Raw genomic sequence first — 25,424 nt, 5'->3', positions numbered from 1 at the left:
CCCAGCATTTTTTGGTAGAACAGAGTGATACTTTGTTCATTCGAAAAGGTCTCGCTTATATCTTTTAAAGAGAAGCCCGCCCTTTTTTAAGAAGAGGATTTGATAAAGGGTGTAAATCTCTTTTTCATTAAATAATTGGTATCCATTTTGAGCGACCTTCGCAGGGCGTACGAGATCCTGTTCTATATAATGACGAAGCGTATACTTTGTGATGTTTAATAGCTTACATACTTCTCCACTTGTTACATACGTCACCAGATTCCCTCCTTGTGTACACATTCTAAACCATGTGGTTACCACACAGTCAATCATGCCATAAAAAAATCACCGAGGAAATCTGCCCTCAGTGATGTGTAATTTCTATTTCATACTTGGACCAGCATGTGAAAAAATCGGATCTTTGAATTCAAAATCAAATGTCTTGCCGTCAACAATACCGACTGTTTTTTCATGATCATAAAGCTCGAGCAGACAAGCTGCCATTTCTTTTGATGTATGATATTTCTTGATATTGCCTTCATATTCAAATTGGTCTACATCTAATGAACGCTTTGCAAATTCTGATTCCGTCGCGGAAGGTGCTAATATTTTCGCCTGTAACTTAGCCCCTTTTTCTTTCAACTCTAGTGCCAGTCCTTCTGTAAAGGCGCTCACGTAAAACTTTGTGGCCGAATAGGTGACGGCATTGCTGACGACTGTATAGCCCGCTCTTGAAGAAATGTTGATCAGCTGCGCCCCTTCTACTTGCTCATAATCACGAACAAATAAAGTGGATAAAATCGTTAAGGCTTCGATATTCAGATGAAGCATATCTCCAATTTTTCTTACATCCTGTTCTCCTATTGAACCAAAATGGCCGAACCCTGCATTATTAATGAATGTGTCAAGCTCATATTCAGCCAATGATTCATAAAATGAATACACTTGCTCCATGTCGATTAAATCGACAGACTGTATGTTTACTTTGATATCGGGATATTGATCAAGAATCTCTTTCTTCAGTTCTTGGAGTTTCTCGAGCCGGCGTGCAGCTAAAATAAGGTTTTTGCCTCGTGCTGCAAAGGCTAGCGCCGCCTCATACCCAATACCTGAACTTGCTCCTGTAATGACTGTATAGCTCATTTATATCCCCCTATTAACGTCTTCTAACTGGTTAAATTATAACGACAGCACTTCGCTCTAGTCAATTTTGAAGAGAATCACAGGGTTTATTAACTTGTCTCACTTCATTCATCATGTTGGAGGATGTCATGTTGAGATTTTTTTGTTAATTTGTGAAAAACCAATTGGTAGGAATGTTCGATTAACTCCTCTACAAATGAAGATGGAATGTCCGCATCAAGGTAAATCGAATTCCAATGAGTCTTATTCATATAATAGCCCGGAATAATCCCCTCATGCGCCTCTCTTAGTTCTTCAGCACGTTGAGGGTCACATTTTAAAGTGATGACAGGTTTTCGATTCGCATCTCCGCCCATCATAGCAAACATCTTTCCACCAATATGATAACGATCTGCCTGCCACTCCGGCTGATAATCATGGGTTGCACCACTTAAAGAAAGACAAAATACCTGTAGTTTCTCTTTTTCCATTGAATTAGCTCCTTTTTTAAGACATCGCCATTTCTTTATATTATATAGAAAACGAGGATAGATTTCTGATCCTTTTTACATCCACATCTCTTTCTCAGGATTTCAGCAAAAGATCGATTGAAACAACAAAAGCACAGGAGGAAGCGGGCCTGTGCTTTGTCCTATATCAGAAAAGAAAGGCTACAACCTTCATTTCTTATTCAAACGCCTTCTTTAATTGATCACTCATCAGATGCCAAGCCTGTTCAGCAATTTCTAAATCCCCTGCATGTGTGAAGGCGTGAGGAACTCCTTTAAATTGCTGATACGTGACCACTACCCCCGCTTCTTTTAACTTGTCAGCATATTGTTTGGCTTCTTCAGCTAACGAATCCTTCTCAGCTGTGATGACAAGAGCCGGCGGCATTTGTGCTAAGGATGATCTATCTGCAAAGACAGGAGAAATGAGCGGATTGCGCGCATCTTCTTCTTGTACATAGAATGTATTAAAGAGCTTCGCCATTTCAGCTGGAATCGCTTCTTCAAATGCTGGCTTTTGCTCTGGATCAGTGGCTAAATCAAGCGGCGGATAATCAAGCACTTGATAGACAATCGGGAGTTTGTTCCCTTTTTGGATATTCAGCAGACAAACAGCTGTTGCCAGGTTTCCTCCTGCACTATGTCCGCCAATGGCTAATGTATTGGGATCTATTTGAAGCTCATCAGGATGTTCATACAGCCATTTCACCACATCATAGCATTCATGAAGAGCGGCTGGGAAAGGATTTTCGGGTGCAAGCTGATACTCAACATTGACGACGATACATTGTGCTCGGTCTGCTATGACAGGACACCAGTGGTTATCCATTTCAGCACTGCCTAGAATAAATCCGCCGCCATGTAAGTTCACAAAAACAGGAAGCGGCTGTTTCGTTGCGTTCACAGGTTTGAATACCCACACCTTTGTTTCGCCAGCACATGTTGGGATGTCATATTCCATTTTGTTCACTTCAGGAGGATGGACTGGTTTCAGCTCCGATTGACTCGGTAATGAACCTTCAGTTGGTTGACGTAAAGACGCAGCGATTTTAATTTGTTCTTCTAAGTTCATGATCTCAGTCTCCTATCTTATTCATTTCTTCCTATTCATTCGTTACCTTTTCTTTTTTACCTTCCACTTGATCAGAGACAAATTTGATTCAGTTCACTTTTTATCTATCTCCCCACTTTCATCCTCTTTGAAACAAGTATACACCAATTAAAAAAAGCACTGTGGCGCTAAGCCCTCAGTGCTTTTCATATGTCATTAAGATACTTGCTGTTCTACCTTTACTCGTTTAATGAAGAAAGCGATGACCAAGCCAACGACGGTCATGATGACAGCAAAGATAAATGCATGCTGTACGCCATTTGTAAAGGCTAGCAGCTGATTCACCGGATTTGCGGGATCAGCGACATTTTTCATAAAGCTGCGGGCACCTGATGAAAGGATAGAGATACCGACCGCAGTACCAATTGCTCCTGACACCTGCTGCAATGTATTCATAATCGCTGTGCCATGCGGGTAAAGCTCTGGTGGAAGCTGATTTAATCCGTTTGTTTGTGCAGGCATCATGATCATAGCGATTCCTACCATTAACGTAATATGAAGGGTCACAATATATCCAATCGATGTATTCACACTTAAATTCGTGAAGCCAAACATCGTCGCTGCGACAATGACAAGACCTGGGATCACAAGCCATTTCGGTCCAAACTTATCAAATAGACCACCCATGATTGGAGATAGGAGTCCGTTGATAATTCCACCTGGTAACAGCATTAAACCAGCTGTAAATGTTGAAAGGGCCAAGGATGTTTGCAGATATAATGGCAAAATCATCATAGCAGAAAGCATCACCATCATACACACTAAGATCAGAAGTAACCCAATGACAAACATCGGATATTTAAATGGGCTTAAATTCAGCATCGGCTCTTTCATATTCAGCTGTCTGAGGGAGAACACAAGAATACTAATCACACCTACAACAATCGCCACGATGACATGCATGCTGCTCCAGCCGCCGCCTTCACCGGCACTACTAAAGCCATACACAATTCCACCGAAACCAATAGTTGAAAGCACAATCGATAGAATGTCGATTTTCGGTCTAGTTGGTTCCGTAATATTTTGCATAAAGATATAACCAAATACCAGTGCAGCTATTAATAATGGAAGCGAAATCCAAAAAATCCAATGCCATGTCAACGATTTAAGAATAAGACCGGAGACCGTTGGACCGACTGCTGGTGCAAACATGATCACAAGGCCAATAATCCCCATGGATCTGCCTCGTTTATGAGGCGGAATGATCACCAATATCGTATTAAACATCAATGGAAGAAGCAATGCGGTTCCAACTGCCTGCACGACACGTGCAACCATTAAAATACTAAAGACTGGCGCAACCGCAGCAATAAATGTTCCGATGATTGAAAATATCAACGAAGTAATGAAAAGCTGTCTTGTTGTAAACCATTGAAGAATTAGTCCTGAAATCGGTACGAGAATACCCAGTGTTAATAAATATCCTGTTGTCAGCCACTGAGCGGTCGTCGCTTCAATTCCAAAGTCTAACGTTAAACTTCTCAGTGCCATGTTTAGTGCCGTTTCACTGAACAGACCAATAAATCCAGCTGTAATAAATGAGATAATAATGGGCAGCGTTCTAATATCAGAAGCTGCTGCTTGCTGTTTGTTCATATTAAGTTGGCTCCTTTTCTTTTTTCAGTTTAGATGAACCATAGGAAGTCAGGCTGGTCAGAAATGAGCCACTTCAATGTCTATTGAAAGACGGATAAAACTTGTCTTTCTGCAGCGAATTGAGCAATTTCTTCGATTGAATAGCCAGATTCATGAATATAAAACATGAGTTCAGGCGTCATTGGAGAGGACATACATAATGTCGTCAGCTCAATATCCTGTATGTTCGCTTCTCCTTTTTCTTTCGCTTCCTTCAGCAAATCACGAATGATTTGTTTAAGCGATTGACTGTAATGACAATCATATACTTTACTTGTCTGCTCTAAATTTCCAGAAATCGTGAGCATCCGAATCCAGTCTAAATGGTGCCCGACTATGAGATGGATCTCCTCGAGAACATAACGTAAACGATCTCGAACAGGTTGATCACTTATTTTGCTCAAGTAAAGATGCAAAGCAGGGATCAGTCGTTCAAACTTCTCTCCAAGTATAGAAAGACACAAATCACTTTTATTTGCATAGCGGCGGTAAAGTGTCCCTTGCCCAACACCAGCGGTTTTCGCAATTTTATGCATGCTGACATTTTCTACGCCAAACTCTTGAAACAAGGAGAAAGCGACCTCTTCAATTTCCTTCCCAATATCCTTTTCCATGATGCTCACCTTCTTTACCTTCATCCACATTGCACACATCTCTATATGTTTCAAATTAAGACTCTTTAGGTTGTTAGGACAATTGTCACGATATTATCTTACGGACAACTGTCCGCTTTGTCAATCATTATTTTTTACTCATGATCCTTCTCTCTATTCTATTAAATGAAAATTGCTGTTTATCATTATTTAGACCGATTTTCCATTTTGAGAGAATCATGTATTATCAATAAAGAAAACGCTTTCAAAAAAAGGAGAGGGGAATGTCTACATGCCTTACCGTGTGAAACGAATGTTGCTGCTTCTTGTCACTGGATTATTTATGAGTTTGTCCACATTTACTGCTGCCTCAGCACAAACCGGTGGATCGTTTTATGAACCTTTTAACAACTATAATACAGGGTTATGGCAAAAAGCCGATGGGTACTCGAATGGAAACATGTTTAACTGTACATGGCGTGCCAATAATGTCTCCATGACGTCATTAGGTGAAATGCGTTTATCGCTCACAAGTCCTTCCTATAACAAGTTTGACTGCGGGGAAAACCGCTCCGTTCAAACATACGGCTATGGGCTTTATGAAGTCAGCATGAAACCAGCAAAAAATGTAGGGATCGTTTCTTCGTTCTTTACTTATACGGGTCCAACTGATGGTACGCCTTGGGATGAGATTGACATCGAATTTCTAGGAAAAGATACCACAAAGGTACAATTCAACTACTATACCAATGGTGTAGGAAATCATGAAAAAATCGTCAACCTTGGTTTTGATGCAGCAAATGCTTATCACACCTATGCATTCGACTGGCAGCCAAACTCAATTAAATGGTATGTCGATGGACAATTAAAACATACCGCCACCACTCAAATTCCTCAAACACCAGGAAAAATTATGATGAACCTGTGGAATGGTGCAGGTGTCGATGAATGGCTCGGCTCCTACAATGGCGTTACACCGCTCCACGCACATTATAACTGGGTGCGTTACACAAAAAAATAACCTCATCATAAAACCTGTGACATGTCACAGGTTTTTTTCATCTCTTTGCAGGCGTGACTGGAATAAAGATGGCTATGCATTTAAATAGAACTGGTTTTGAGTTGATGAACCAGCTTTTTTTCATAACTGTGGATAATATCTTCATAACTTTCTATTTTGAAATCTAATCGTTTAATCGTCTCTTCCATTTCCTTATGTTTTTCTAAGAGTCTTTCTCGTTCATTAACCAAAATGCTTTTCCGTAAAGACAATGTATGATCATCTCCCTCAATAAATAAAGCCGTATATTCTCTGAGCGCATCGATTGAAAGACCTGCACTTCTCATACATTTAATAAATTCAATCCATTGAATATCCTCCTCCGTATAATCACGAATACCGTTCTCATCACGTCTGATTGGTCTTATTAAACCAATGTTCTCATAGTACCTGAGCGTCGCAGTGGATAATTCCAGCTGTTTTGCGGCTTGTGCTATTTTCATTGTTTTCACCCTTCTCTTCTTTCACCTTATCAACTCTCCCTTTCCTCATCATCTCCATTTTGATAGAGAAAACAAGATGCTTTTGGCTCAATTAATATTAAGGATGAATTCGTTACACCGGTGAATTCCATCTTGACTTAGAGTTCACTTTAAGACGTACAGTATAGGGGAAGAAACGAATTTCACTTTTGAAAGGATGATCAAGAATGTGTCAGACGCACCAATCACACGTTTTAAGTGTTTCACATGCAAAAGCGAACTTTGAACGGACAACCATTGAACGAAGAGCCCTTCGTCCACATGATATTTTAATTGATATTCAATTTAGCGGGATATGTCATTCTGATATCCACAGTGCATTCGACGAATGGGGAGGCGGCATTTTTCCAATGGTTCCAGGGCATGAGATCACTGGGGTCGTTGCAGCTGTAGGTGATGCTGTCACGAGGTTTAAAATTGGAGATCGTGTAGGAGTCGGTTGTTTTGTAGATTCCTGCGGCACATGTGAATATTGCCAAAATGGAGATGAACAATATTGCATGAAAGGAGTCGTTCAAACCTATAATAACCTTGATTATGATGGAGAACCGACTTATGGCGGCTACAGTCAAAAGATTGTCGTGACAGAACGATTTGTCGTCAGCATTCCTGACCAACTATCCCTTGATGTGGCAAGTCCTCTTCTCTGTGCTGGAATCACAACGTATTCGCCATTAAAGCACTGGAATGTAGGGCCTGGCAAAAAGGTCGCCATTGTCGGGATGGGCGGACTAGGCCATGTGGGAATTCAATTCGCACGCGCACTTGGCGCTGAGGTCACTGTGTTGAGCCGCTCTTTGAATAAAAAAGAAGAGGCACTGTCATTTGGCGCAAAGGACTATTTTGCCACAAGTGATCCTGATACATTTAAAACACTATCCGGTCAATATGATCTCATTCTAAATACGGTCTCTGCCAATATCAACGTGGACGCCTATTTGTCCTTACTTCGTGTGGACGGAACCTTGGTGAACGTTGGTGCACCACCTGAGCCAGATCAATTCCACGTCTTTTCATTAATCACCGGTCGCCGCAGCATGGCCGGATCACTCGTTGGCGGCATTCAGGAGACTCAAGAAATGCTTGATTTCGCAGCTGCTCACAACATTGCGCCACAAATTGAAGTGATCAACGCAAATCAAGTCGATGAAGCCTACGAACGCGTACTCAAAAGTGATGTCCGTTACCGCTTTGTCATTGATATTTCAACCTTATGATCGGATTTTATTTTGAAAGGCTAGCCTCTTTGGCTAGTCTTTTGAGCTTTCAACCATTTATCACGATGTCCTCATGAAGATGTGGATATCCTGTTTAAATTGTTTATTGATTATCGCCGTTTTCGTGATGTTAGGATTTCCTTTCATACGAGATACAAAAAAGTAGTGATTGCTTTAGGCTGTGCCAGTTTACTGATCACGTTAAAAAACCATATATGAGTAGTGGTGGAATAAATAAATGATTTTCTCAAAATTCGACTCAAAAATATTGACATCAAATAAATAATCATGTTATTATTATAAATTTGATTATTTTACATCGATTTGTGGTATCCTTAAAGTAGGTACTTAATATGGAGGTGGATGATATGTTTCAAATTGGTGATAACATTGTGTATCCAATGCATGGAGCAGGTATAATTGAAGCCATAGAAGAAAAGGAATTCTCTGATGAAAAACAACAGTATTATGTCATTAAAATGTCAATTAGCCATATGAAAGTGATGATTCCAACGAGGAAAATGTCGGGGTCAAGTATAAGACCAGTTACAGATGTACTTGCATTAAAGAACATTATACACATTTTTCAGAATGGAAAATCAGATAAATTATTGCCGTGGAAAGAAAGATATAAAATCAACACGAACAAAATAAAAACGGGCGACATACAAGAAGGCGTTGAAGTTGTACGTGACCTCATGCGAATGAAGAAAGAAAAAGCACTGAATGCAAGCGAAAAGAAAATGCTTGACAATGCTTATGAGTATTTGCTTAGTGAACTTGAAGTTATCAAAGGAATTACTGAAAAACAAATAAACAGTTTCTGTTAAGATTCTCTACCTTCTTCCCCATTTTCAAATACATTTTCTATACGAACAAATTCCCTCTCTTTGAACTCAGTAAAGAAAAAGAAATTATTTAGGCAAATTCCGCATTTTGTCAATCTATTATGCTATACTGTTGATAAACCTTTGAAGCATGAATTTTTTACGATTACCTTGTAACATCTCCCTACTCGGCACGCTGAGTAGGGTTTTTTATTGAAGAAATAAGAGAAAGCATAAAAAAACAGGCCCTCTATAGAGAACCTGTTTTTATTAAATGAAGATTAAGCAGTTTTTTGAACGTTAGCAGCTTGAGCTCCACGAGAACCTTGCTCAACGTCAAATGTTACTTTTTGACCTTCGTCTAAAGATTTGAATCCGTCACCTTGGATAGCAGAGAAGTGTACAAATACATCGTCTCCTTCTTCACGTTCGATAAATCCAAAACCTTTTTCTGCGTTAAACCATTTTACTGTACCTTGTTCCATGTTTGTTGCCTCCTAGTGCGTTATCACACAATGTATTATACTATCCTTGCCCAAAGTATCCTCAAGACGAAAAGTCTTTCTTCATGCTATCCTTTACGCCGAACAAAAATAATTATTCTTATTGTAACATGATTCGGAAATAATTGCAATTTAGGATTTAAAAGAGCACCGCACATGATATGGTTACACAAATATAGATAGGAGGTTCAATCATGAAAGGAATAAACAAGTTCCATATAAATTTCACAAAAATACTGTCATCCCATTTTTTCAAGTATCTCCAGAATTGAGAATTCGATTCGGAGTTGAACTCTTTGAAAATGGGGAATTACGTTTACTAAAAGAGACATTAAACAAAACACTAAACCAATCAGAGGCAATTGATATTACGTTTATTTCGGGTTATATGATAAATGACCACAGATATCGAGAAAAAACTAATATAGGGAAGTATATCAAGATCAAGAAGTGGTATGAAGCCATCGTTTATCATGAAGAGATAGACGCAAATGTCATATTTGCATCTATCCAACATGTTCGTTTTGAGAAGGTGTATCAATATATCAAAAGTGTTGTAAAAAGAGTAATTTCAGCGTATATCTTGTTTTATAATGAAGCTATCTTGTCTATGTTGATTATGATGTGCTTGATATGATCTCCCGTGACCAAAATCTAATAGACAAATTAAAGTGTCAATATCAAGAAGTGTATGACACATATTATGAATAAGAAGAGAAATAAAGCTGTCCAGTCGGGCGTTTTATCTCACTTACTACATTTTTAATATTCATTTGCCAGGGTAAATTTTATTTATAAATAGTTCTATATCTATAATACCGTTTATTTGACTGGAATAAGCTTAAAAGGAGTTTTATGCAAGTTCTGAAATATTTAGTTCTTTTCAGATGATGAATCCCACTACAACTTTAGTTTTTTTCTATTTATTTTTCCGACTATATAGACTAAATTAATGTAAGACTAGCACCGGATTATACAACCTCATTTAATCCGAGTAAAGTTCTCCATGACAATCATAAAGTTCGGATTGATGACCCAACTTGAAGTAGGGGGATATTCCCACATCACAGCTTGATCACCTATTATTTTTAGCTTAACCCCTCCACTAAAATAGAACGCTTGATATACAAATTTGGAGCAATAAAGATCTTTCCAATCTCTTAAAGCAGAAGAAGACACAATCTTATAGTTATACTTTGCTCCTACATTATAACTCGCCCAATTTCCAGCACCTTTTGCTACGCTAGAATCCTTGTAACGCATTACGTTATATCCTCTGTCTTGCTTTTTAAACCAATTACTAAGCTTAGAGCTTTTTACAGTGGTTCTTCCTTTATATACTTCCACTGCAGTAGCACCATCGCCCCCAACTATTGCAGCGTGTCCAACAAAGTAATTGTCCAATGACTTTTTCGAGATCAACACATCCCCAGCTTTAGCAGTCTGACCATTGCTATATTTCACTGCTTGTGCTGAATGCAATACAATAGTAAACAAACATCCTAAAGCAACAACAAAAATAGTGAAAACTCTCGCAAACAAAACTTGTTTCCTCCCTCATTTGTTATTCATTCTTATTAAGAACTGGATCTTTAGCTTTACTTAAATCTTCCTTACCTTCAAACATTATTTTGCCGTTATTCGAAATGTAAAAATAATGTATGTTAGGTTCACTTTTATAGATGACTCTTACCAAAATCCCATAATCTCCAACCTTAGATCGAATACCTTTAACTTCTTTGATATCTTCTTTTTTCTTATCCTCTTCATTGATTAAATAATTTTCAGTTTCAGATGCGATTTTCTTGGCTTGATAATCATAGAAATAGTTTACTGAAAAAAACCCAATTAAAATTAACGCCACTAATCCAACAATACTGAAAGTTATTTTCTTGTTCATTAAGTAATCTATTCCCCTTTCCAACAACATGATGATTTTTGTATAAAATGGTATATAAAGGTATTCAATCCTTTATTTCCTGTTAATTGTAACAACAAAATTAAATTTTTTCTATATCCAACATATTTTTCAGCCTTTCTCTGCTGGTGGAGGCGCACTTTTTCTTGCATATTTTCGGGTTTCTCTTAGCGTCTATTTTCCAAGGGTTGTTCACTCACTGTGGGTTATCAACTAAGTAAATCCATATCACTGGTTATGAATGAAGGCTATCCTTCGCCAGAATAAAACACATTATCAAATATTTCTGAACTCTCTCATGTAACTATCGAATGTGAAAAAGGTGTCTAGAATATGTAAGGATGGATTTGACAAAGAATGTATAGAAGAACAAAGAGAAGTATATGGTATTTACCTATATATGCTTTCAGGACGATGGAAGTATATTATTCTTTGGATTTTTAAAACAAAAGAACGTCGTTATAGCAAAATTATAGTTTTGTTTATGGGACTTTTCACAAGGTTATCTAACAAAACAGTTGAGAGAAACTCGAAACAGATGGATTAATTAAGCGAGAGATTTTTCCTAAAGTCCCTCCACATGTTGAATATTCATTAACACCTAAAGGGCGTGAATATATCCCAATAATAGATATGATGGCGGACTTAGGCAAAAAACTAAGGGAGAAACCTAAGTGAAACAATAAGTAGAAAGTAAATAACCTTCCAAAAGGAATGATCGCTATAGCTGGGATGATTCTTTTTTATTAAGAGACCGTCTACACTAAATCCTAGGCAGGAGACATCCTGCACTTACAACTTGTTTATTTTTAAATCTTTCTATTTTATCTCTTGTTTTCGTTAAATGCCTTTCTCTGGAGTGATATCTTTAGAATAATTGATATGTCAAAATAATTGCAGCAGATGTATATGAAGGGGTGAGTAAAAATGATATAGCGATGGGAATTATAGATTTTATACCGATTTACTTGATTCCTTGTGTTCTCAGGTTTGGGGTAAACGTATTAATCATACTGGACACTTTCTAGGAGGAAGCGACCCTATAGTGTTTACTTAACGAATAATATACTATAAGCAGCTACACGGTATTTTAGGCTTTTTTTCTATTTCTCGAAACTCTCTTTCTGAACTCTTATAAGTATCAATTCAAAACTTATCCCATTACCTGGTGAATTGAGACTACATCTCATCGAATAGGAATACATCAATCAGAAGATACTTATATGTTTCAATACAGAGACAGACCGCCTACTATATATATTTTCAATAGAAAGATAAAACAGATTTGTTAAGTTAAGGAGGAAAGATTGAGCCTGTCCATTTCCATGATTTAAGTCATTCACATGACTTACTGCTAATCTTAAGGTGAGTGGACAGACTTTGGACAGATTTATTTAGCAGTTATATAAAATAAAAACACCAAAGGTCTACAACCCTTGGTATCATTGATGCGGCCGAGAGGACTTGAACCTCCACGGGTTATTCACCCACTAGGCCCTCAACCTAGCGCGTCTGCCATTCCGCCACGACCGCGTGTATGAAGTGCTCATATATCAATAAGTGCACTGTTTGAAAAAACAATGCGGGTGAAGGGACTTGAACCCCCACGTCATAAAGACACTAGATCCTAAGTCTAGCGCGTCTGCCAATTCCGCCACACCCGCGTGACAATGGTGAGCCATGAAGGACTCGAACCTTCGACCCTCTGATTAAAAGTCAGATGCTCTACCAACTGAGCTAATGGCTCATCTGCTATGCAGAAAAACAAATATAAAAAATGGCTGGGCTAGCTGGATTCGAACCAACGCATGACGGAGTCAAAGTCCGTTGCCTTACCGCTTGGCTATAGCCCAACGAATCAATCAATTAAACAAAACATGACCCGTACGGGATTCGAACCCGTGTTACCGCCGTGAAAGGGCGGTGTCTTAACCGCTTGACCAACGGGCCAGATAAATGGCGGAGAAGGAGGGATTTGAACCCTCGCGCCGCTTGCGCGACCTACACCCTTAGCAGGGGCGCCTCTTCAGCCACTTGAGTACTTCTCCATTTTGGCTCCGCAGGTAGGACTCGAACCTACGACCGATCGGTTAACAGCCGATAGCTCTACCACTGAGCTACTGCGGAATAATAAGACATGTTTCATTATATCTATGCCAGAAAAATGTGTCAAGAATTTTTAGCGTTTCATTCCTACCCCATTTGCGACGGCTTTTATAATTTAACATATACTAATATAACAGTCAAGCCTTATTCCATGCCATTTGTTTAACTTGGCAGAAAGGCCCCGACCTCTTAACGTAGACCAAGGGCCTTGATGCAACCTTCTTCAGGAGATTAAGACAGCTTAAACTTTCGCATCCACTTATAAAAGGTACTTCTTGGCACCCCTGCTAACCTCGCTGCTTCTGACACATGACCTTTCGTTTTATGAAGTGCTTCTATCACTGTTTGCTTTTGAATGCGCTCTCTAAACGTAAGTTCTTTTGGAATCTCAGTACACTCTGCTGGATGAAGCTTCTGCTTTTTCTGATCAATCGCCTCTAATACTGAAGCATATTGCGATTCACCAATCCAACCGCCTTTAGGAAAGAGGACCCTTATATGTTCAAACAGATTAAAAAGCTCTCGTATGTTTCCTGGCCAATGATACTCCTGCAATTTCTGAAAAAATGATTCAGGAAATACCGCATTCCAGTGGTGCTTCTTTTGGTAATAACGATATAAATCATGGATGTCTTCTTTTCTTTCTCTAAGTGGCGGGATGTTGATTGGGTAGACATGAAGACGATAATACAAGTCTTCTCGTATTTTTCCTTCCTTCAGCAGTTCGTTCATATTTCGGTGTGTCGCTGTAATAATTCTAATATCCAAAGGGATTTCATGTGTCCCGCCGAGCGGTACGACTTTCCTTTCTTCTATCACCCTAAGAAGCGCTACTTGCATCGCATATGGGATTTCGCCAATTTCGTCTAAAAAGAGTGTTCCTTTATAAGCTTGTTCAAATTTTCCTTTTGCTCCATGACGTTTTGCCCCTGTAAAAGCCCCTTCAGCATAGCCAAATAATTCGCTTTCTAACAGGCTTTCAGGAATGGCTCCACAATTAACAGCAATAAACGGCCCTCTATGCCTTTCACTGGCTGAGTGGATGGCTCTAGCGGCCAGTTCTTTCCCTGTACCTGTTTCTCCCCAAATATATACATTAGCATCTGTTTGTGCCGCTCTCTTCATCTCGATGAGCGTCTGTTGAAACACCTTACTTGTTCCGGATTCCCCGGGAAATTGAGCAAAAGAAACGGTTATGTTGCTTTTCGCTGCTTCTTCAAGGGAAAGAGAAATGCCTAGCATCTTTCCATCTTGCTCTGATTGAATGATCTGCTTTCCCCGGATAACAAATGGATGACCCTTAAGCCGCTCGACATCCATTCCGTACCAGTCTGAAAATCGTTCTCTAATCGACCTGCTTGCAGAAACAATTTGCTTTTTTTCATTACAGACAACATACGGTTCCTCCGCTTCCACCTGCTGGAGACAATGAGTGATGAGCTCCATCTCTCTCCTTTTTTGCTGGACTTGAATTTCTCTCTCTATGGCATAAGCAACCGTTGAAGCCATTCCAAGCATAAAAGGGTGCTTGTTATCCGCCATACAGGAGATATCAATCACCCCTATGATCGTACCGTCTACATCACGAATAGGGGCGGCTGAACAACTCCAATGATGAGAGGCGATAGAAAAATGCTCAGTTCCGTTGATCATCACAGCTTCTCCGATGACGAGTGCCGTTCCGATCGCGTTTGTCCCTACATCTGTTTCAGTCCAGCGCGCACCCTCCATAAAATTAATTTTTCTCGCTTCCACCATCGTCCTTTGGCTTCCTGTCAGACTTAGCACATAACCGTCTGCATCGATGAGTAAGGCCAGCATGTCAGATTCTTTTAATTGCTGACTGATTTTATTTAAGTAAGGAAGAGCGGTATTGAGGAATAATGAATATTTCTTTTTTTGGGCACTGAATAATTCCTTTTCTAAGAACGACTGTCCTTTATCTAAATACGGATTAACATTTGCCTGTTTACACCTGTGCCATGATTCCATCACTCTTTTATCCAGACGAGACTTATCAAGCAAACCTTCACGAACAAAACGTTTCCACGTATTTAAATAACAAGGTGTCGGATTCATTCCATCCTCTCCTCTGGGGGCTTTTTATTCATTATAGATAAATATAAAAGCGCTTTCAATTAACATTGGCTAACCCAAGAAGTCAATCGGATAGAAAAAGAGTCTTTTTCAGCAGTGCATCGCTCGTCCCATTGTTTGCAGCAAGGCTTCGTGTATCGCCTCTGAAAGTGTCGGATGTGCCGCAATAAACTGCTCTAATGTATCAGCAGTCATCTCTGTATGCATCATCAACGCCGCTTGTCCAATCAGTTCTGTTGCATTCGGTCCGATGATTGATACACCTAAAATTTCTTGAAATTGCGGTTCTACAATGACCTTTACTTGACCGGCTGGTTGATTTAAAATTAACGCTTTTCCATTTGCAGAAAATGCACATGTCCCTATCCGAATATCCCCATATTGTTTTCTAGCACTCTCTTCATTTAAACCAACACTGGCGATTTCTGGAGAGGTGTAGATGCATCTTGGAATCACTTGTTCATTGACCTTTACATGTTCACCTGATGCATGGGATGCCGCAATCGTGCCTTCATGAAAAGCAACGTGAGCAAGCTGTACTCCTCCTGTGACATCGCCGCACGCATATATATGCGGGAGATTGGTTTGCATATGCTCATTGACATTGATCCCGTTCCTGTCATATTCAATGCCAATCTGATCAAGATTCAACTTTCCAAGCCGCGGCTTTCTGCCAATTGCCACTAAGCAAAGATCAGACTGGATTTCACACCGCTCACCATGTTTTCTCTCAATCACCACTTTCCTTGAGGTTGAATCAAGCTGCTTGACTGCAGCCGATGTCAAAATGTCCACACCTGCTTCTTCAAGTTGATCGTGAAGACATTGTGCAATATCGTCATCTTCTTCAGGTAAAATGTGTACCGACTGTTCAATCATAACAACCTTTGTCCCCATTCTGCTAAAGATACTTGCGAACTCACACCCGATCACCCCACCACCAATGATACAAAGCGAATCTGGTATCGAAGGGAGCGACATTGCATCCTTGCTGTCAATCAACCATTTCCCATCAAATGGCGCAAAAGGTAAGGCAGCAGGCTCTGCCCCTGATGCAATAATGATTTGTTTTGCTTGAATGATTTCAGACGCCCCTTCACTTTCAATCAACATCTCATGTGCAGAAAGAAATGATGCCTTCCCATTTATCACCTTGATTTTATTTTTATTCATCAAATAGCGAACGCCATCTGTCAGTTGCTTGACGACTGACTGTTTCCGTTTTTGAACGGAATCCCATTGGATGATGGGCTTTTCCCCTGGAAGTTCAATTCCAAAATGCGCAGCTGACTTCACACCCTCGTACATATCGGCGCTTTGCAAAAGCGATTTGGTTGGAATACATCCTTCATTGAGACAGGTTCCTCCCAACTGTCCTTGATCAATTAACACAATCTCTCTTCCAAAACGAGCGGCTGTCATTGCCGCCACATATCCTGCAGGTCCGCCGCCTATAATAACTAGTGTCATCGTATTTCCCTTCTTCCTATAAAAGAATGGATACTGGTTTTTCTAAATATGCTTTTACAGATGATAAAAATGCGGATGCTGGTGCCCCGTCCAGCACGCGGTGGTCAAACGTCAGACTGAGTGGAAGGATATGGGCTTTGCACAATTCATCACCTTGATAAACAGGGGTTTCATACATTGTGCCGATGCCTAGGATACCTGCTTCCGGCGGATTCAAAATCGGAGTGAAATGCTCTACACCATAGGCACCAAGGTTGGTGATCGTAAAGGTAGAGCCTTCGATTTCTTCGTGAAGAAGTTTGCCTTCACGTGCTTTTTTGCCATACAATTTGATGTTTTTCGCTAGCTCAATGAGCGATAGTCGCTCCGCATGTCGAATAACCGGCACAGCCAAGCCGTTTTCTAAAGCAGCAGCTATCCCAAGATGAACATACTCAAAAGTTTCCACTCTTTCATTTTGATATTGACTGTTCATCGCAGGGTGTTCTAGTAATGAAAGGATCGCTGCTTTGGCTACAAAATCGGTCATGGTCAATTTTGTATCGTGACGGGCTATGGCTGTTTCGTTCAACTGAGGTTGTAATATTGTCAGTTTTGTCACGTCCGCTTTCATCGTAATTGTGAGTTGTGCACTTGTTTGCAGACTTTTCATCATCCGTGAGGCAATTGTTTTTCGCATCATGTTGACAGGTTGATGGTCTGTCTTATTGTTTTGTATTTGTTTCTCTTTCTGATCAGGAAGTGCCTGAAGCACATCGGCTTTTGTAATTCTCCCGTCTGGTCCGGTTCCCACCAGCGTGTCAATGTCCAGATTTGCATTGTTAGCCATTTTACGAGCAACAGGGGAGATTTTCTTTCTCTCTTTCTTTGGTTTTGTCGGCAAGCCTCTTTCTTCTTTCTTTTCTTCAACCTGTTCATTTCCATCACCGATATAGCAAATGACCGTGCCAGGAGGGACACCTTCTCCCTCAGGCACTTTGATTTCCAATACGGTGCCTTCAGCAGGTGATTCGATCTCCATCTCAATTTTTTCAGAATTGATGCTTGCAATGCTTTCCCCTTTGTTTACGCTCTCTCCGACTTGCTTATTCCATACAGATACAGTGCCTTCTTTCATCGACATGCCCAATTTCGGCATCACAACCTCGACAGCCATCTTTCTCTCTCCTTTCTTTAGTTCAATATCTTGTCTTGATTATCGCCAATCATTTCTAATACGGTGCTCACAACCTTATCAGGTGTCGGCAAATAGATATCTTCAAGAGGTGGTGAAAACGGAACCGGTGTATGAGGAGCCGTCACTTTTTTGATTGGAGCATCGAGTAAATCAAATCCTTTATCAGCAACCAAAGAAGAAATATCTGCGGCAATTCCGCACCTTGGATTTGCTTCATCCACAATGACAAGCCGATTTGTTTTTTCTACCGAAGCCAGAATAGCCTCTTCATCAAGTGGCGACAAGCTTCTCGGATCAATGACCTCAGCCTCAATTCCTTGCATAGCTAACTGTTCTGCCGCTTCGAGTGCTGTATGAACTTGTTTGCCTACTGCAAAGATGGTCACGTCTGATCCTTCTCTCTTCACATCTGCTTTGCCAATCGGCAGTGTGTAATACCTCTCTGGAACGTCTCCTGTGATATTGTACAGCGTCTTGTCTTCGAAAAAGATGACAGGGTCCTGGTCCTCAATTGATGCCAGTAGTAAACCTTTGGCATCGTATGGCGAGGAAGGCACAACCACTTTCAATCCAGGAATGCTCGTAAATAGCGCATACAAACTTTGAGAATGCTGAGCCGCTGCTCTAAAACCCGCCCCATGTGTTGTTCTAATGGTGACGGGCACCTCCGCTTTTCCGCCAAACATGTATCGGAATTTCGCCCCTTGATTCAGCACTTGGTCCAGACAAGTGCCGATAAAATCATTAAACATGAGTTCCGCAATGGGTCTTAGCCCTGTTGAAGCAGCTGCCATGGCAGCACCGACATAGCCAGCTTCACTAATCGGCGTGTCAAGGACTCGCTCACGTCCAAACTCCTGAACGATTCCTTTTGTGACACCGAGAACACCGCCCCATGCTTCATCATCCTGCAAGTGATCCACATGAGCGCCTCCTGCAACATCTTCCCCCATTAAAATGACATCCTCATCTCTTCTCATCGCAAGTTTGATCGCTTCGTTCAATGCACTAGACATGCTGATTTCTCTTGTCATTTTCCTTTCCCCTTTCTGATTTATTGATACGAAACATACACATCGGTCAATAATTCAGTATGATCTGGATATTTACTTTCTTCACTGAATCTAACGGCTTCATCTATCGCTTCCGCTACAGCCGCTTCAATACTTGATATTTCTGTATTCGTAAGCAGCTGCTTCTTTAATAATTCATTTTTAAAAAGAGCGATGGCATCTTTCTCTTCTTGGTGTTCTGTTCTTTCCGTATTTATTTTGTAACGCTGAGCATCTCCTTCAAAATGACCATAATTCCGATATGTCATGCATTCAATCAATGTCGGACCTTCTCCATTTTTTGCTCGTTCAATTGCTTGTTCTGCGGCTTGATAAACTGCCATCACATCTTTTCCGTCTACTTGAATCCCAGGAATGTCATAACCGGCGGCTCGATCCACGATTGATTTGCAGCTTGAAGCATAGGAAAATGGTGTCGCTTCCCCATAGCCATTGTTTTCTGCGATGAAAATGACAGGCAATTTCCAGATGGCTGCGAGATTGATACCTTCGTGAAATGTTCCTTGATTGTTTGCCCCATCTCCAAAAAAGCAAACGCTTACATTTTTTGTCTTCTTATATTTAGCTGTTAGGGCTGCTCCACAAGCCAGCGGAAATCCACCTCCAACAATTCCATTGGCACCAAGCATTCCTTTATCAAAATCTGCGATGTGCATTGACCCTCCCTTTCCTTTACACAAACCTGTGGCTTTCCCATAAATTTCTGCCATCATTCCTTTTAGATCACAGCCTTTAGCTATACAATGCCCGTGGCCACGGTGTGTACTTGTGATGGTGTCTTTTTCATTCAGGTGGGCACAGGCTCCTACAGCGACAGCTTCTTCCCCAGCATAAAGATGGACAAAGCCTGGCAGGATTCCTTTTGTAAAAAGTGTGTGTACTCGATCTTCAAACTGGCGGATTTCCAGCATTTTTTGATACATCCATACCGCTTTTTCTTTTGTCAATGCGACTTCCATGTTGTAAAACCTCCTATCTTTTTTGCTTGCACTTATATACAAGCAAAAAACGTGCCAACATCACGACATGTTGAAACATAGGCTTTAGACAATTCAAGCCGTAAAAAAAGAGACAAAATGAGACATGTATCTCTTTTTGTCTCAATATGTTTACTTTCTCTCCTGCATATCAGACGATGTTCCATTTTGATTGGACATAAAAAAGCATCCCTCTAGGAATGCTCCAGATTGTTGACAAAGGGCTGAAATGACCTTTATTTTAGCCCTTTGTCTTCTTTTTTTCAGCGTGATAGAAAACCTTTGCAGTCTAGGAAGGACGAGTACCGGAGCGGAGTGAATGTGACATTCGTGAGCACCGGCACGCAGGACTGACAACGAATGCGAGGGTTTGTCTACACGCTGAAGCATCCCTCTAGGAATGCTTTTCACACTGAATCTATCGTACGGTGCCAAGTCAATTTTCCTTTGCAGACGCCGCAGACATAGCGAGAGGTATCAAATCGTCTTTTTCTGATAAAATGCTTGCCGCATCCTGTACAAACGTAGTCATGGCGTTTCTGCGCACCTCGCCTGTTTTGCACAGCCCTTAACGGTGTACAAAAGCGCGGGGCTCCTACCTGTTTCAATAACTCTTTAAACTCGCGATCACGATGCTGATAGCCCTTCCCTTCGAGATGGAGGTGATAGTGACATAACTCATGCTTGATGATACCGATCAATTCATCTCTTCCATGCTCCTCTAAATATCGGCGATTCAATTCAATATCATGTGTACCAAGTAAATATCTCCCGCCTGTTGTTTTTAAGCGGTCATTAAAAACAGCCTTGTGGCGAAATTCCTTACCAAAGAACTGCTGAGAAATGTGCTCTGTTAACTGTTGTAATTGCGGCTGGTTCAAACAAGATCGTTCCTTTCTATAAAAACCTCGAACAGGACAATTTCCCCTTTGCATACATTGAAGGTACATCCACTGTTTCGATCAAAGGAGGAATGGGCGATGCCCAACTGGCTGAAAAATCAGATGCAGAAAGCATTTTATGAAAAAAATCATTACCAAATCAAATTGCTGAATCAATGCTGGTACTTCTATAGAAAAAAACATTCAGTCACATCAAGGCACACCCCATCCTAAGGTGCGCCTCGTTTTTTGTTTACTCTGGTTTCAGCATGGAGAGGGCAACGCGGCCTTTTGCCTGGTCAACAGAGTCTACCCACACGGTCACAATGTCACCGACTGACACAACATCAAGCGGATGCTTCACAAAACGATTGCTTAGCTTTGAAATATGGACAAGTCCATCCTGTTTCACACCAATATCGACGAATGCGCCGAAGTCGACGACGTTTCTCACCGTTCCTTGAAGCTCCATTCCTAGCTTCAAGTCCTCCAATTTCAATACATCTGTTTTTAATAGCGGTTTTGGTACTTCATCCCGCGGATCACGCTCAGGTCTTGTCAGCTGATCGATGATATCCTGAAGTGTAATTGGACCAATTTCAAGCTGCTCCGCTGCTTCATCCAGCTTCACCTCAGCGATTTTCTCTTTTAATTGTTCTGTTCCAAGATCGTCTGGCGTCATCTTGATCATGCGTAAGAACTGTTTTGTTTCTTTATAGCTTTCAGGGTGAATGCCTGTACGATCAAGTGGATCTTGTCCGTCTGCGATGCGCAGGAAGCCGATACACTGCTCATATGTCTTGGCACCAAGTCTTGGGATATCCTTCAGTTCTTTTCTGCTTGTGAATCTCCCAATCTCTTCGCGGCGCTTGACGATATTCCCTGCGACGGCTTTTGAAAGGCCCGACACATACTGCAGCAGCGCCTGTGAGGCTGTATTGACGTTCACACCGACTTGGTTCACGACCGTCTCCACAACGAAGGTTAGCGAGCTGTTCAATTGCTTTTGACTCACATCGTGCTGGTATTGGCCCACCCCGACAGATTTCGGATCAATTTTCACGAGCTCTGCTAAAGGATCCTGTAATCTTCTCGCGATTGAAATGGCACTTCTTTCTTCCACTTGCAGGTCTGGAAACTCTTCTCTCGCTAGTGCAGACGCGGAGTAAACACTTGCCCCTGCTTCATTCACGATCAAATATGACACCGGCTGATCCAGCTCTTTAATCAGGTCTGCGATGAATTGTTCTGTCTCTCTTGAGGCTGTTCCGTTTCCAATTGCAATGACTTCAATGTTTGATGATTGAATGATCTCTTTTACTTTTTGTTTGGCTTCCGCTTTTTTCTGGACGGGTGGATGCGGGTAAATGACCCCAATATGATGAACTTTCCCCGTATCATCAACGACCGCTAATTTACAGCCTGTACGAAATGCGGGGTCCACTCCTAGTACACGTTTCCCCTTCATCGGCGGCTGAAGCAGCAGTTTTCTTAAGTTTTCAGCGAAAATATGGATGGCTTGCTCTTCTGCTTTTTCTGTCAGCTCTTTTCGTATTTCACGTTCAATCGAAGGCTGAATGAGGCGTTTGTAAGCATCGTCAATAGCCGCTTCAATATACGGTCTCGCCGTCGTTTGCTTGCCCTTTATGACTTGTTTGTCGAGATAGAAACGAATATTTTCAGCAGGTGGTTCGATGGCTGCTTTCAAAATGCCTTCTTTTTCTCCTCGGTTGACCGCAAGTACACGATGGGGCACAATCTTTTTGATCGGCTCTTGATAATCGTAATACATTTCATAAACGTTTTTCTCATCGCTTTCAACGTCTTTTCCTGATGTGACAAGACTCCCCTTTTGGTACGTTTCACTGCGAATCCATTTTCGCATATCAGGGTCATCTGCCAGCTGTTCAGCAATAATATGCTGAGCGCCTTCAAGTGCTTCTTCTACACTTGTCACTTCTTTTTCTTCGCTCATAAAGGCAGAAGCCTGCTTTTGGATATGATCATTCGGCAGCTTGAGCAAATATTCTGCCAGCGGCTCCAGCCCTTTTGCCTTTGCCACACTTGCCTTTGTTTTACGCTTTTGTTTGAATGGTCTATATAAATCTTCGACCTCTTGCAGCTTATGAGCCTGTTCGATTTTCTGTTTTAATTCATCAGTCAGTTTGTCTTGTTCAGAAATTAAGCGAATGACTTCTTCTTTTCGGGTAGTGACATTTTGGATATATGTATAGCGCTCAGAGATGGTTTGAATTTGCACCTCGTCCAGTGAGCCTGTCTGCTCTTTCCGGTAACGAGCAATAAATGGGACGGTGTTGCCATCCTCTAATAGCTGGATCACACTTTCAATTTGTTTCGTTGAAAGCTTTAATTCTGTTGCAATTTGTTTCAATAAAACGTCAGATGTCTTCATACTTTGCATCCTCTCACTGTGTCTTCTCTTTTAGTGTATCAAAAAAACCGGCAAAACAGAAAAAAGGTCAGCTATTTTCACATGAGCTGACCAAGTACATAGGTGAGATCGTCCTTTTTGTCTTGTGTGTATGTTTCAAGTTGCGTTGCAATATCTGCAACTGAATGGCTATGCTTTAAACACATTCGCATGTTTGGCACATTCAGTCCGTCTGAATACATTATGAATGTCGATCCTTTTTCGTAGGAATAGGTGTATGTTTTATATTTCCTAGGTTTCCCTGATAAGTATCCTGATGTCGGAAGCGGATAAATATAGTCGCCAGAAGGTGCATTCAAGATAAATCGGATATTACCAACCGAACAATAGGTAAATTGCTGCTGGGAAAAATTCACCTTTAATATGCCAACCGTGGCCCCGCGTTTATTTTTCATGGCCTGATTGCATCTGTCGATGAGGGTCGTCACATCCTCATGTCCATATTCTTCGACAATTTCACTAACTAAAGAAGATGATTCATTGGCGAACTGGCCGCTGCCTAATCCGTCTGCTACAGCACAAATTAGTTCTTCATCATCTGCTTTAATAAAAAAACTGTCCCCGCAGCATGATTTCCCTTCTTTATTCGATTGATAGATAATGGCGTTCACATGCTCATGCTGTTCGATCTGCTTCATTACCCTAGCTCCATAGACGCATCTTCTGATAATGCATCTCGTAGCTTTTTAACTGCCTTCCGCTGCAGTCTCGATACATGCATTTGGGATATGCCGAGTAAATCGCCTGTTTCTTTCTGACTCTTATTTTGCAAATAAGTGAGATTGATAATTTCTTTTTCTCGATCCGTCAGAACATGAAGCACACTCTCAAGCATCATTTTTTGGTTTACACGTTCGTAGCCCTCTTCCTGTGAGCCGACGACGTCTAAAATGGTGACGGTGCTTCCTTCAGAATCAGCCTCTACGCCTTGGTCTACAGACAGCGCTTGATAGCTTTTGCCCATCTCCATTGTTTCAAGTACTTCTTCTTCTGTCACATCTAGATATTCTGCAATCTCTTGTACTTTAGGTGACTTCTGCGTCTCCGTTGTCAGATGATCAACTGCCATCTTGATTCTTGGTCCGAGCTCTTTAATCCGCCTTGGTACATGGACACTCCATGTCTTATCACGTAAAAAGCGTTTGATTTCCCCGATAATGGTTGGAATCGCAAAGGCTTCAAATGATTTACCGACAAGCGGGTCATAACGCTTGATTGCGCCGAGTAAACCAATCATTCCAACTTGTCTTAGATCCTCATGAAAGCTTTTGCCTTTGGAATATTTTTTCGCCAGCATATCGACCAGGTTTGTATAGCATTCAACAAGCGTGAGCTGCGCCTGCTCGTCTTGATTGTTTTGATAGCTTTGGATGAGGCGATCCACTTCATCTTTAGTTAGTTTCATAGTTTTGGATGGTTGTGTCATGGTCAACTCGCTCCCTGTTTAAAAACTTTGTCATTGCCACAGTAACTCCGGAGTTTGCTTGCACCTCGACTTCATCCATTAATGTTTGCATCAAATATAAACCAAGACCTCCTTCTGCCAATTGATCCACCGTATGAGCAGATGTATAAGGCCCTAGTCCTTCCTGCTTTTGCTTAAAGTCAAAGCTACCGCCTTTGTCAGCGACAATGATTTCTAGACGATCCTCATAGACAAGAAAGCGAACTGCTACCTCTCCATTTTCGCCATGATCACCTTTGTAGGCATGCTGAACTGCATTTGTACAGGCCTCACTGACGGCAATTTTTAAGTCCTCAATCTCTTCATAGGCATAACCCATTCGACTTGCTACGCCTGAAAGAGTCAGACGAATGATGCCTACGTATTCTGGTTTCGCCGGGATTTTCATCTCGATTAGATCTACTGATTCGTTCATTGTACCCCACCCTCTGTTTTTGCAGAAATGTCAATGATGTCCTTTAATCCAGTAATTTCAAACAACCTCACAAGCCGATCCGACAAGTTCTCAAGCTTTAATGTTCCACCTGCTTTTTGAGCCGCTTTAAACAGCCCCACAAATACACCTAAACCTGTGCTATCCATATAAGAAACATCCTTTAGACAGATTTCTAGATGCTCTCCTTGCTCTGCTTTAGGCATAAGCGTTTCTCTTAGCTCAGGAGCGGAGTACACATCAATTTCTCCGCTGACACTAATTTTCGTTTTATGATCTATTTGATGCTCTTTTACAGACATATTCATTATGCATTCACCTCGAAATTCTTGTTTCC

26 protein-coding genes and 7 tRNA genes are annotated in these 25,424 nt (G+C 41.0%); 5 read left to right on the top strand and 28 right to left on the bottom strand.

Annotated elements, in window-relative coordinates:
* Positions 1-36: 36 nt before the first annotated feature.
* The 6 genes from ACYH0L_RS02720 to ACYH0L_RS02695 all read right to left on the bottom strand — a co-directional run bounded on the left by ACYH0L_RS02720 (position 37) and on the right by ACYH0L_RS02695 (position 4,970).
* On the bottom strand, positions 37-255 hold the full coding sequence (locus ACYH0L_RS02720) for a MerR family transcriptional regulator (protein ID WP_230031338.1): 219 nt from the start codon (positions 253-255) through the stop codon (positions 37-39).
* A 105-nt stretch (positions 256-360) separates the two neighbouring features.
* Complete coding sequence (locus ACYH0L_RS02715) at positions 361-1,122, bottom strand: SDR family NAD(P)-dependent oxidoreductase (protein WP_256499335.1); 762 nt, start codon at positions 1,120-1,122, stop codon at positions 361-363.
* Between the two features lie 104 nt (positions 1,123-1,226).
* The gene (locus tag ACYH0L_RS02710) at positions 1,227-1,592 is read right to left on the bottom strand and encodes an MmcQ/YjbR family DNA-binding protein (RefSeq protein WP_367308386.1); all 366 of its coding nucleotides are present in this window, start codon (positions 1,590-1,592) and stop codon (positions 1,227-1,229) included.
* A 196-nt stretch (positions 1,593-1,788) separates the two neighbouring features.
* A complete protein-coding gene (locus ACYH0L_RS02705; protein WP_482354333.1) occupies positions 1,789-2,682 on the bottom strand; it encodes an alpha/beta hydrolase in 894 nt (297 codons plus the stop codon).
* A 195-nt stretch (positions 2,683-2,877) separates the two neighbouring features.
* On the bottom strand, positions 2,878-4,317 hold the full coding sequence (locus ACYH0L_RS02700) for a DHA2 family efflux MFS transporter permease subunit (RefSeq protein WP_099728616.1): 1,440 nt from the start codon (positions 4,315-4,317) through the stop codon (positions 2,878-2,880).
* Between the two features lie 80 nt (positions 4,318-4,397).
* Entirely contained in the window at positions 4,398-4,970 is a 573-nt protein-coding gene (locus tag ACYH0L_RS02695) for a TetR/AcrR family transcriptional regulator (RefSeq protein WP_099728648.1), read from the bottom strand.
* Between the two features lie 271 nt (positions 4,971-5,241).
* Between ACYH0L_RS02695 and bglS the strand changes: the two genes are divergently transcribed.
* Entirely contained in the window at positions 5,242-5,970 is a 729-nt protein-coding gene (bglS, locus tag ACYH0L_RS02690; protein WP_230031332.1) for a beta-glucanase, read from the top strand.
* Positions 5,971-6,050: 80 nt separating this feature from the next.
* Here bglS and ACYH0L_RS02685 read toward each other — a convergent pair whose 3' ends face one another.
* Positions 6,051-6,452 (bottom strand): MerR family transcriptional regulator, encoded by a 402-nt coding sequence (locus ACYH0L_RS02685; RefSeq protein ID WP_230031331.1) that lies wholly within the window; start codon positions 6,450-6,452, stop codon positions 6,051-6,053.
* A gap of 206 nt (positions 6,453-6,658) precedes the next feature.
* Here ACYH0L_RS02685 and ACYH0L_RS02680 point away from each other — a divergent pair, with 206 nt between their 5' ends.
* Both ACYH0L_RS02680 and ACYH0L_RS02675 read left to right on the top strand, forming a co-directional pair.
* A complete protein-coding gene (locus ACYH0L_RS02680; protein ID WP_230031330.1) occupies positions 6,659-7,708 on the top strand; it encodes an NAD(P)-dependent alcohol dehydrogenase in 1,050 nt (349 codons plus the stop codon).
* A gap of 368 nt (positions 7,709-8,076) precedes the next feature.
* Positions 8,077-8,538, top strand: a complete 462-nt coding sequence (locus tag ACYH0L_RS02675) for a CarD family transcriptional regulator (protein WP_099728400.1) — start codon at positions 8,077-8,079, stop codon at positions 8,536-8,538.
* A 278-nt stretch (positions 8,539-8,816) separates the two neighbouring features.
* Here the strand turns inward: ACYH0L_RS02675 and ACYH0L_RS02670 are convergent, their stop codons facing one another.
* The 3 genes from ACYH0L_RS02670 to ACYH0L_RS02660 form a co-directional block, all read right to left on the bottom strand.
* Complete coding sequence (locus tag ACYH0L_RS02670; protein WP_003214229.1) at positions 8,817-9,020, bottom strand: cold-shock protein; 204 nt, start codon at positions 9,018-9,020, stop codon at positions 8,817-8,819.
* A gap of 999 nt (positions 9,021-10,019) precedes the next feature.
* Entirely contained in the window at positions 10,020-10,580 is a 561-nt protein-coding gene (locus tag ACYH0L_RS02665) for a YiiX/YebB-like N1pC/P60 family cysteine hydrolase (RefSeq protein ID WP_256499331.1), read from the bottom strand.
* A gap of 22 nt (positions 10,581-10,602) precedes the next feature.
* Positions 10,603-10,938 carry a DUF3139 domain-containing protein gene (locus tag ACYH0L_RS02660; RefSeq protein ID WP_256499330.1) on the bottom strand — a complete coding sequence of 112 codons (336 nt, stop codon included), beginning with the start codon at positions 10,936-10,938 and terminating at the stop codon, positions 10,603-10,605.
* 564 nt (positions 10,939-11,502) lie between these two features.
* On the opposite strand from ACYH0L_RS02660, the gene ACYH0L_RS02655 reads away from it, so the two are divergent.
* Positions 11,503-11,634 carry a winged helix-turn-helix transcriptional regulator gene (locus ACYH0L_RS02655; RefSeq protein WP_371930235.1) on the top strand — a complete coding sequence of 44 codons (132 nt, stop codon included), beginning with the start codon at positions 11,503-11,505 and terminating at the stop codon, positions 11,632-11,634.
* 771 nt (positions 11,635-12,405) lie between these two features.
* Here the strand turns inward: ACYH0L_RS02655 and ACYH0L_RS02650 are convergent.
* From ACYH0L_RS02650 to ACYH0L_RS02590, 13 genes are all read right to left on the bottom strand, one after another.
* Positions 12,406-12,489: transfer RNA gene (locus tag ACYH0L_RS02650), tRNA-Leu, on the bottom strand.
* A gap of 48 nt (positions 12,490-12,537) precedes the next feature.
* A tRNA-Leu gene (locus tag ACYH0L_RS02645) sits at positions 12,538-12,620 on the bottom strand.
* A gap of 7 nt (positions 12,621-12,627) precedes the next feature.
* Positions 12,628-12,703 (bottom strand) — tRNA-Lys (locus ACYH0L_RS02640).
* Between the two features lie 31 nt (positions 12,704-12,734).
* Positions 12,735-12,809 (bottom strand) — tRNA-Gln (locus ACYH0L_RS02635).
* A 25-nt stretch (positions 12,810-12,834) separates the two neighbouring features.
* Positions 12,835-12,906: transfer RNA gene (locus ACYH0L_RS02630), tRNA-Glu, on the bottom strand.
* A gap of 7 nt (positions 12,907-12,913) precedes the next feature.
* Positions 12,914-13,004 (bottom strand) — tRNA-Ser (locus ACYH0L_RS02625).
* 4 nt (positions 13,005-13,008) lie between these two features.
* Positions 13,009-13,083: transfer RNA gene (locus tag ACYH0L_RS02620), tRNA-Asn, on the bottom strand.
* Between the two features lie 210 nt (positions 13,084-13,293).
* Positions 13,294-15,141 (bottom strand): sigma-54-dependent Fis family transcriptional regulator, encoded by a 1,848-nt coding sequence (locus tag ACYH0L_RS02615; protein ID WP_482354332.1) that lies wholly within the window; start codon positions 15,139-15,141, stop codon positions 13,294-13,296.
* Positions 15,142-15,249: 108 nt separating this feature from the next.
* On the bottom strand, positions 15,250-16,629 hold the full coding sequence (gene lpdA / locus ACYH0L_RS02610; protein ID WP_482354331.1) for a dihydrolipoyl dehydrogenase: 1,380 nt from the start codon (positions 16,627-16,629) through the stop codon (positions 15,250-15,252).
* 16 nt (positions 16,630-16,645) lie between these two features.
* Positions 16,646-17,785, bottom strand: coding sequence for a dihydrolipoamide acetyltransferase family protein (locus ACYH0L_RS02605; RefSeq protein WP_230031327.1), 1,140 nt, complete (start codon positions 17,783-17,785; stop codon positions 16,646-16,648).
* Positions 17,786-17,802: 17 nt separating this feature from the next.
* Complete coding sequence (locus tag ACYH0L_RS02600; protein ID WP_482354330.1) at positions 17,803-18,840, bottom strand: alpha-ketoacid dehydrogenase subunit beta; 1,038 nt, start codon at positions 18,838-18,840, stop codon at positions 17,803-17,805.
* A 20-nt stretch (positions 18,841-18,860) separates the two neighbouring features.
* Positions 18,861-19,838 carry a thiamine pyrophosphate-dependent dehydrogenase E1 component subunit alpha gene (locus tag ACYH0L_RS02595; protein ID WP_099728406.1) on the bottom strand — a complete coding sequence of 326 codons (978 nt, stop codon included), beginning with the start codon at positions 19,836-19,838 and terminating at the stop codon, positions 18,861-18,863.
* 425 nt (positions 19,839-20,263) lie between these two features.
* On the bottom strand, positions 20,264-20,737 hold the full coding sequence (locus tag ACYH0L_RS02590) for a SprT family protein (RefSeq protein WP_099728407.1): 474 nt from the start codon (positions 20,735-20,737) through the stop codon (positions 20,264-20,266).
* A gap of 99 nt (positions 20,738-20,836) precedes the next feature.
* On the opposite strand from ACYH0L_RS02590, the gene cmpA reads away from it, so the two are divergent.
* On the top strand, positions 20,837-20,971 hold the full coding sequence (cmpA, locus tag ACYH0L_RS02585) for a cortex morphogenetic protein CmpA (RefSeq protein WP_008346893.1): 135 nt from the start codon (positions 20,837-20,839) through the stop codon (positions 20,969-20,971).
* A gap of 19 nt (positions 20,972-20,990) precedes the next feature.
* Here cmpA and ACYH0L_RS02580 read toward each other — a convergent pair whose 3' ends face one another.
* The 5 genes from ACYH0L_RS02580 to ACYH0L_RS02560 all read right to left on the bottom strand — a co-directional run bounded on the left by ACYH0L_RS02580 (position 20,991) and on the right by ACYH0L_RS02560 (position 25,395).
* Positions 20,991-23,150 carry a Tex family protein gene (locus tag ACYH0L_RS02580; RefSeq protein WP_482354329.1) on the bottom strand — a complete coding sequence of 720 codons (2,160 nt, stop codon included), beginning with the start codon at positions 23,148-23,150 and terminating at the stop codon, positions 20,991-20,993.
* 77 nt (positions 23,151-23,227) lie between these two features.
* Complete coding sequence (locus ACYH0L_RS02575; protein WP_099728410.1) at positions 23,228-23,827, bottom strand: PP2C family serine/threonine-protein phosphatase; 600 nt, start codon at positions 23,825-23,827, stop codon at positions 23,228-23,230.
* Positions 23,827-24,615, bottom strand: a complete 789-nt coding sequence (gene sigB / locus ACYH0L_RS02570; protein WP_099728411.1) for an RNA polymerase sigma factor SigB — start codon at positions 24,613-24,615, stop codon at positions 23,827-23,829. Before sigB ends, ACYH0L_RS02575 begins: the two co-directional genes overlap by 1 nt.
* Positions 24,581-25,069: an anti-sigma B factor RsbW gene (rsbW, locus tag ACYH0L_RS02565; RefSeq protein WP_099728412.1), complete on the bottom strand. Its 489-nt coding sequence runs from the start codon at positions 25,067-25,069 to the stop codon at positions 24,581-24,583. The genes sigB and rsbW overlap by 35 nt, the downstream gene beginning before the upstream one ends.
* On the bottom strand, positions 25,066-25,395 hold the full coding sequence (locus ACYH0L_RS02560) for an anti-sigma factor antagonist (RefSeq protein ID WP_099728413.1): 330 nt from the start codon (positions 25,393-25,395) through the stop codon (positions 25,066-25,068). The genes rsbW and ACYH0L_RS02560 overlap by 4 nt, the downstream gene beginning before the upstream one ends.
* Positions 25,396-25,424 lie beyond the last annotated feature (29 nt).

This window comes from Bacillus sp. MC1252, assembly GCF_056838025.1.
Note: the sequence above shows the minus strand (reverse complement) of the source record. Positions and strands in the feature narration are given on the sequence as shown.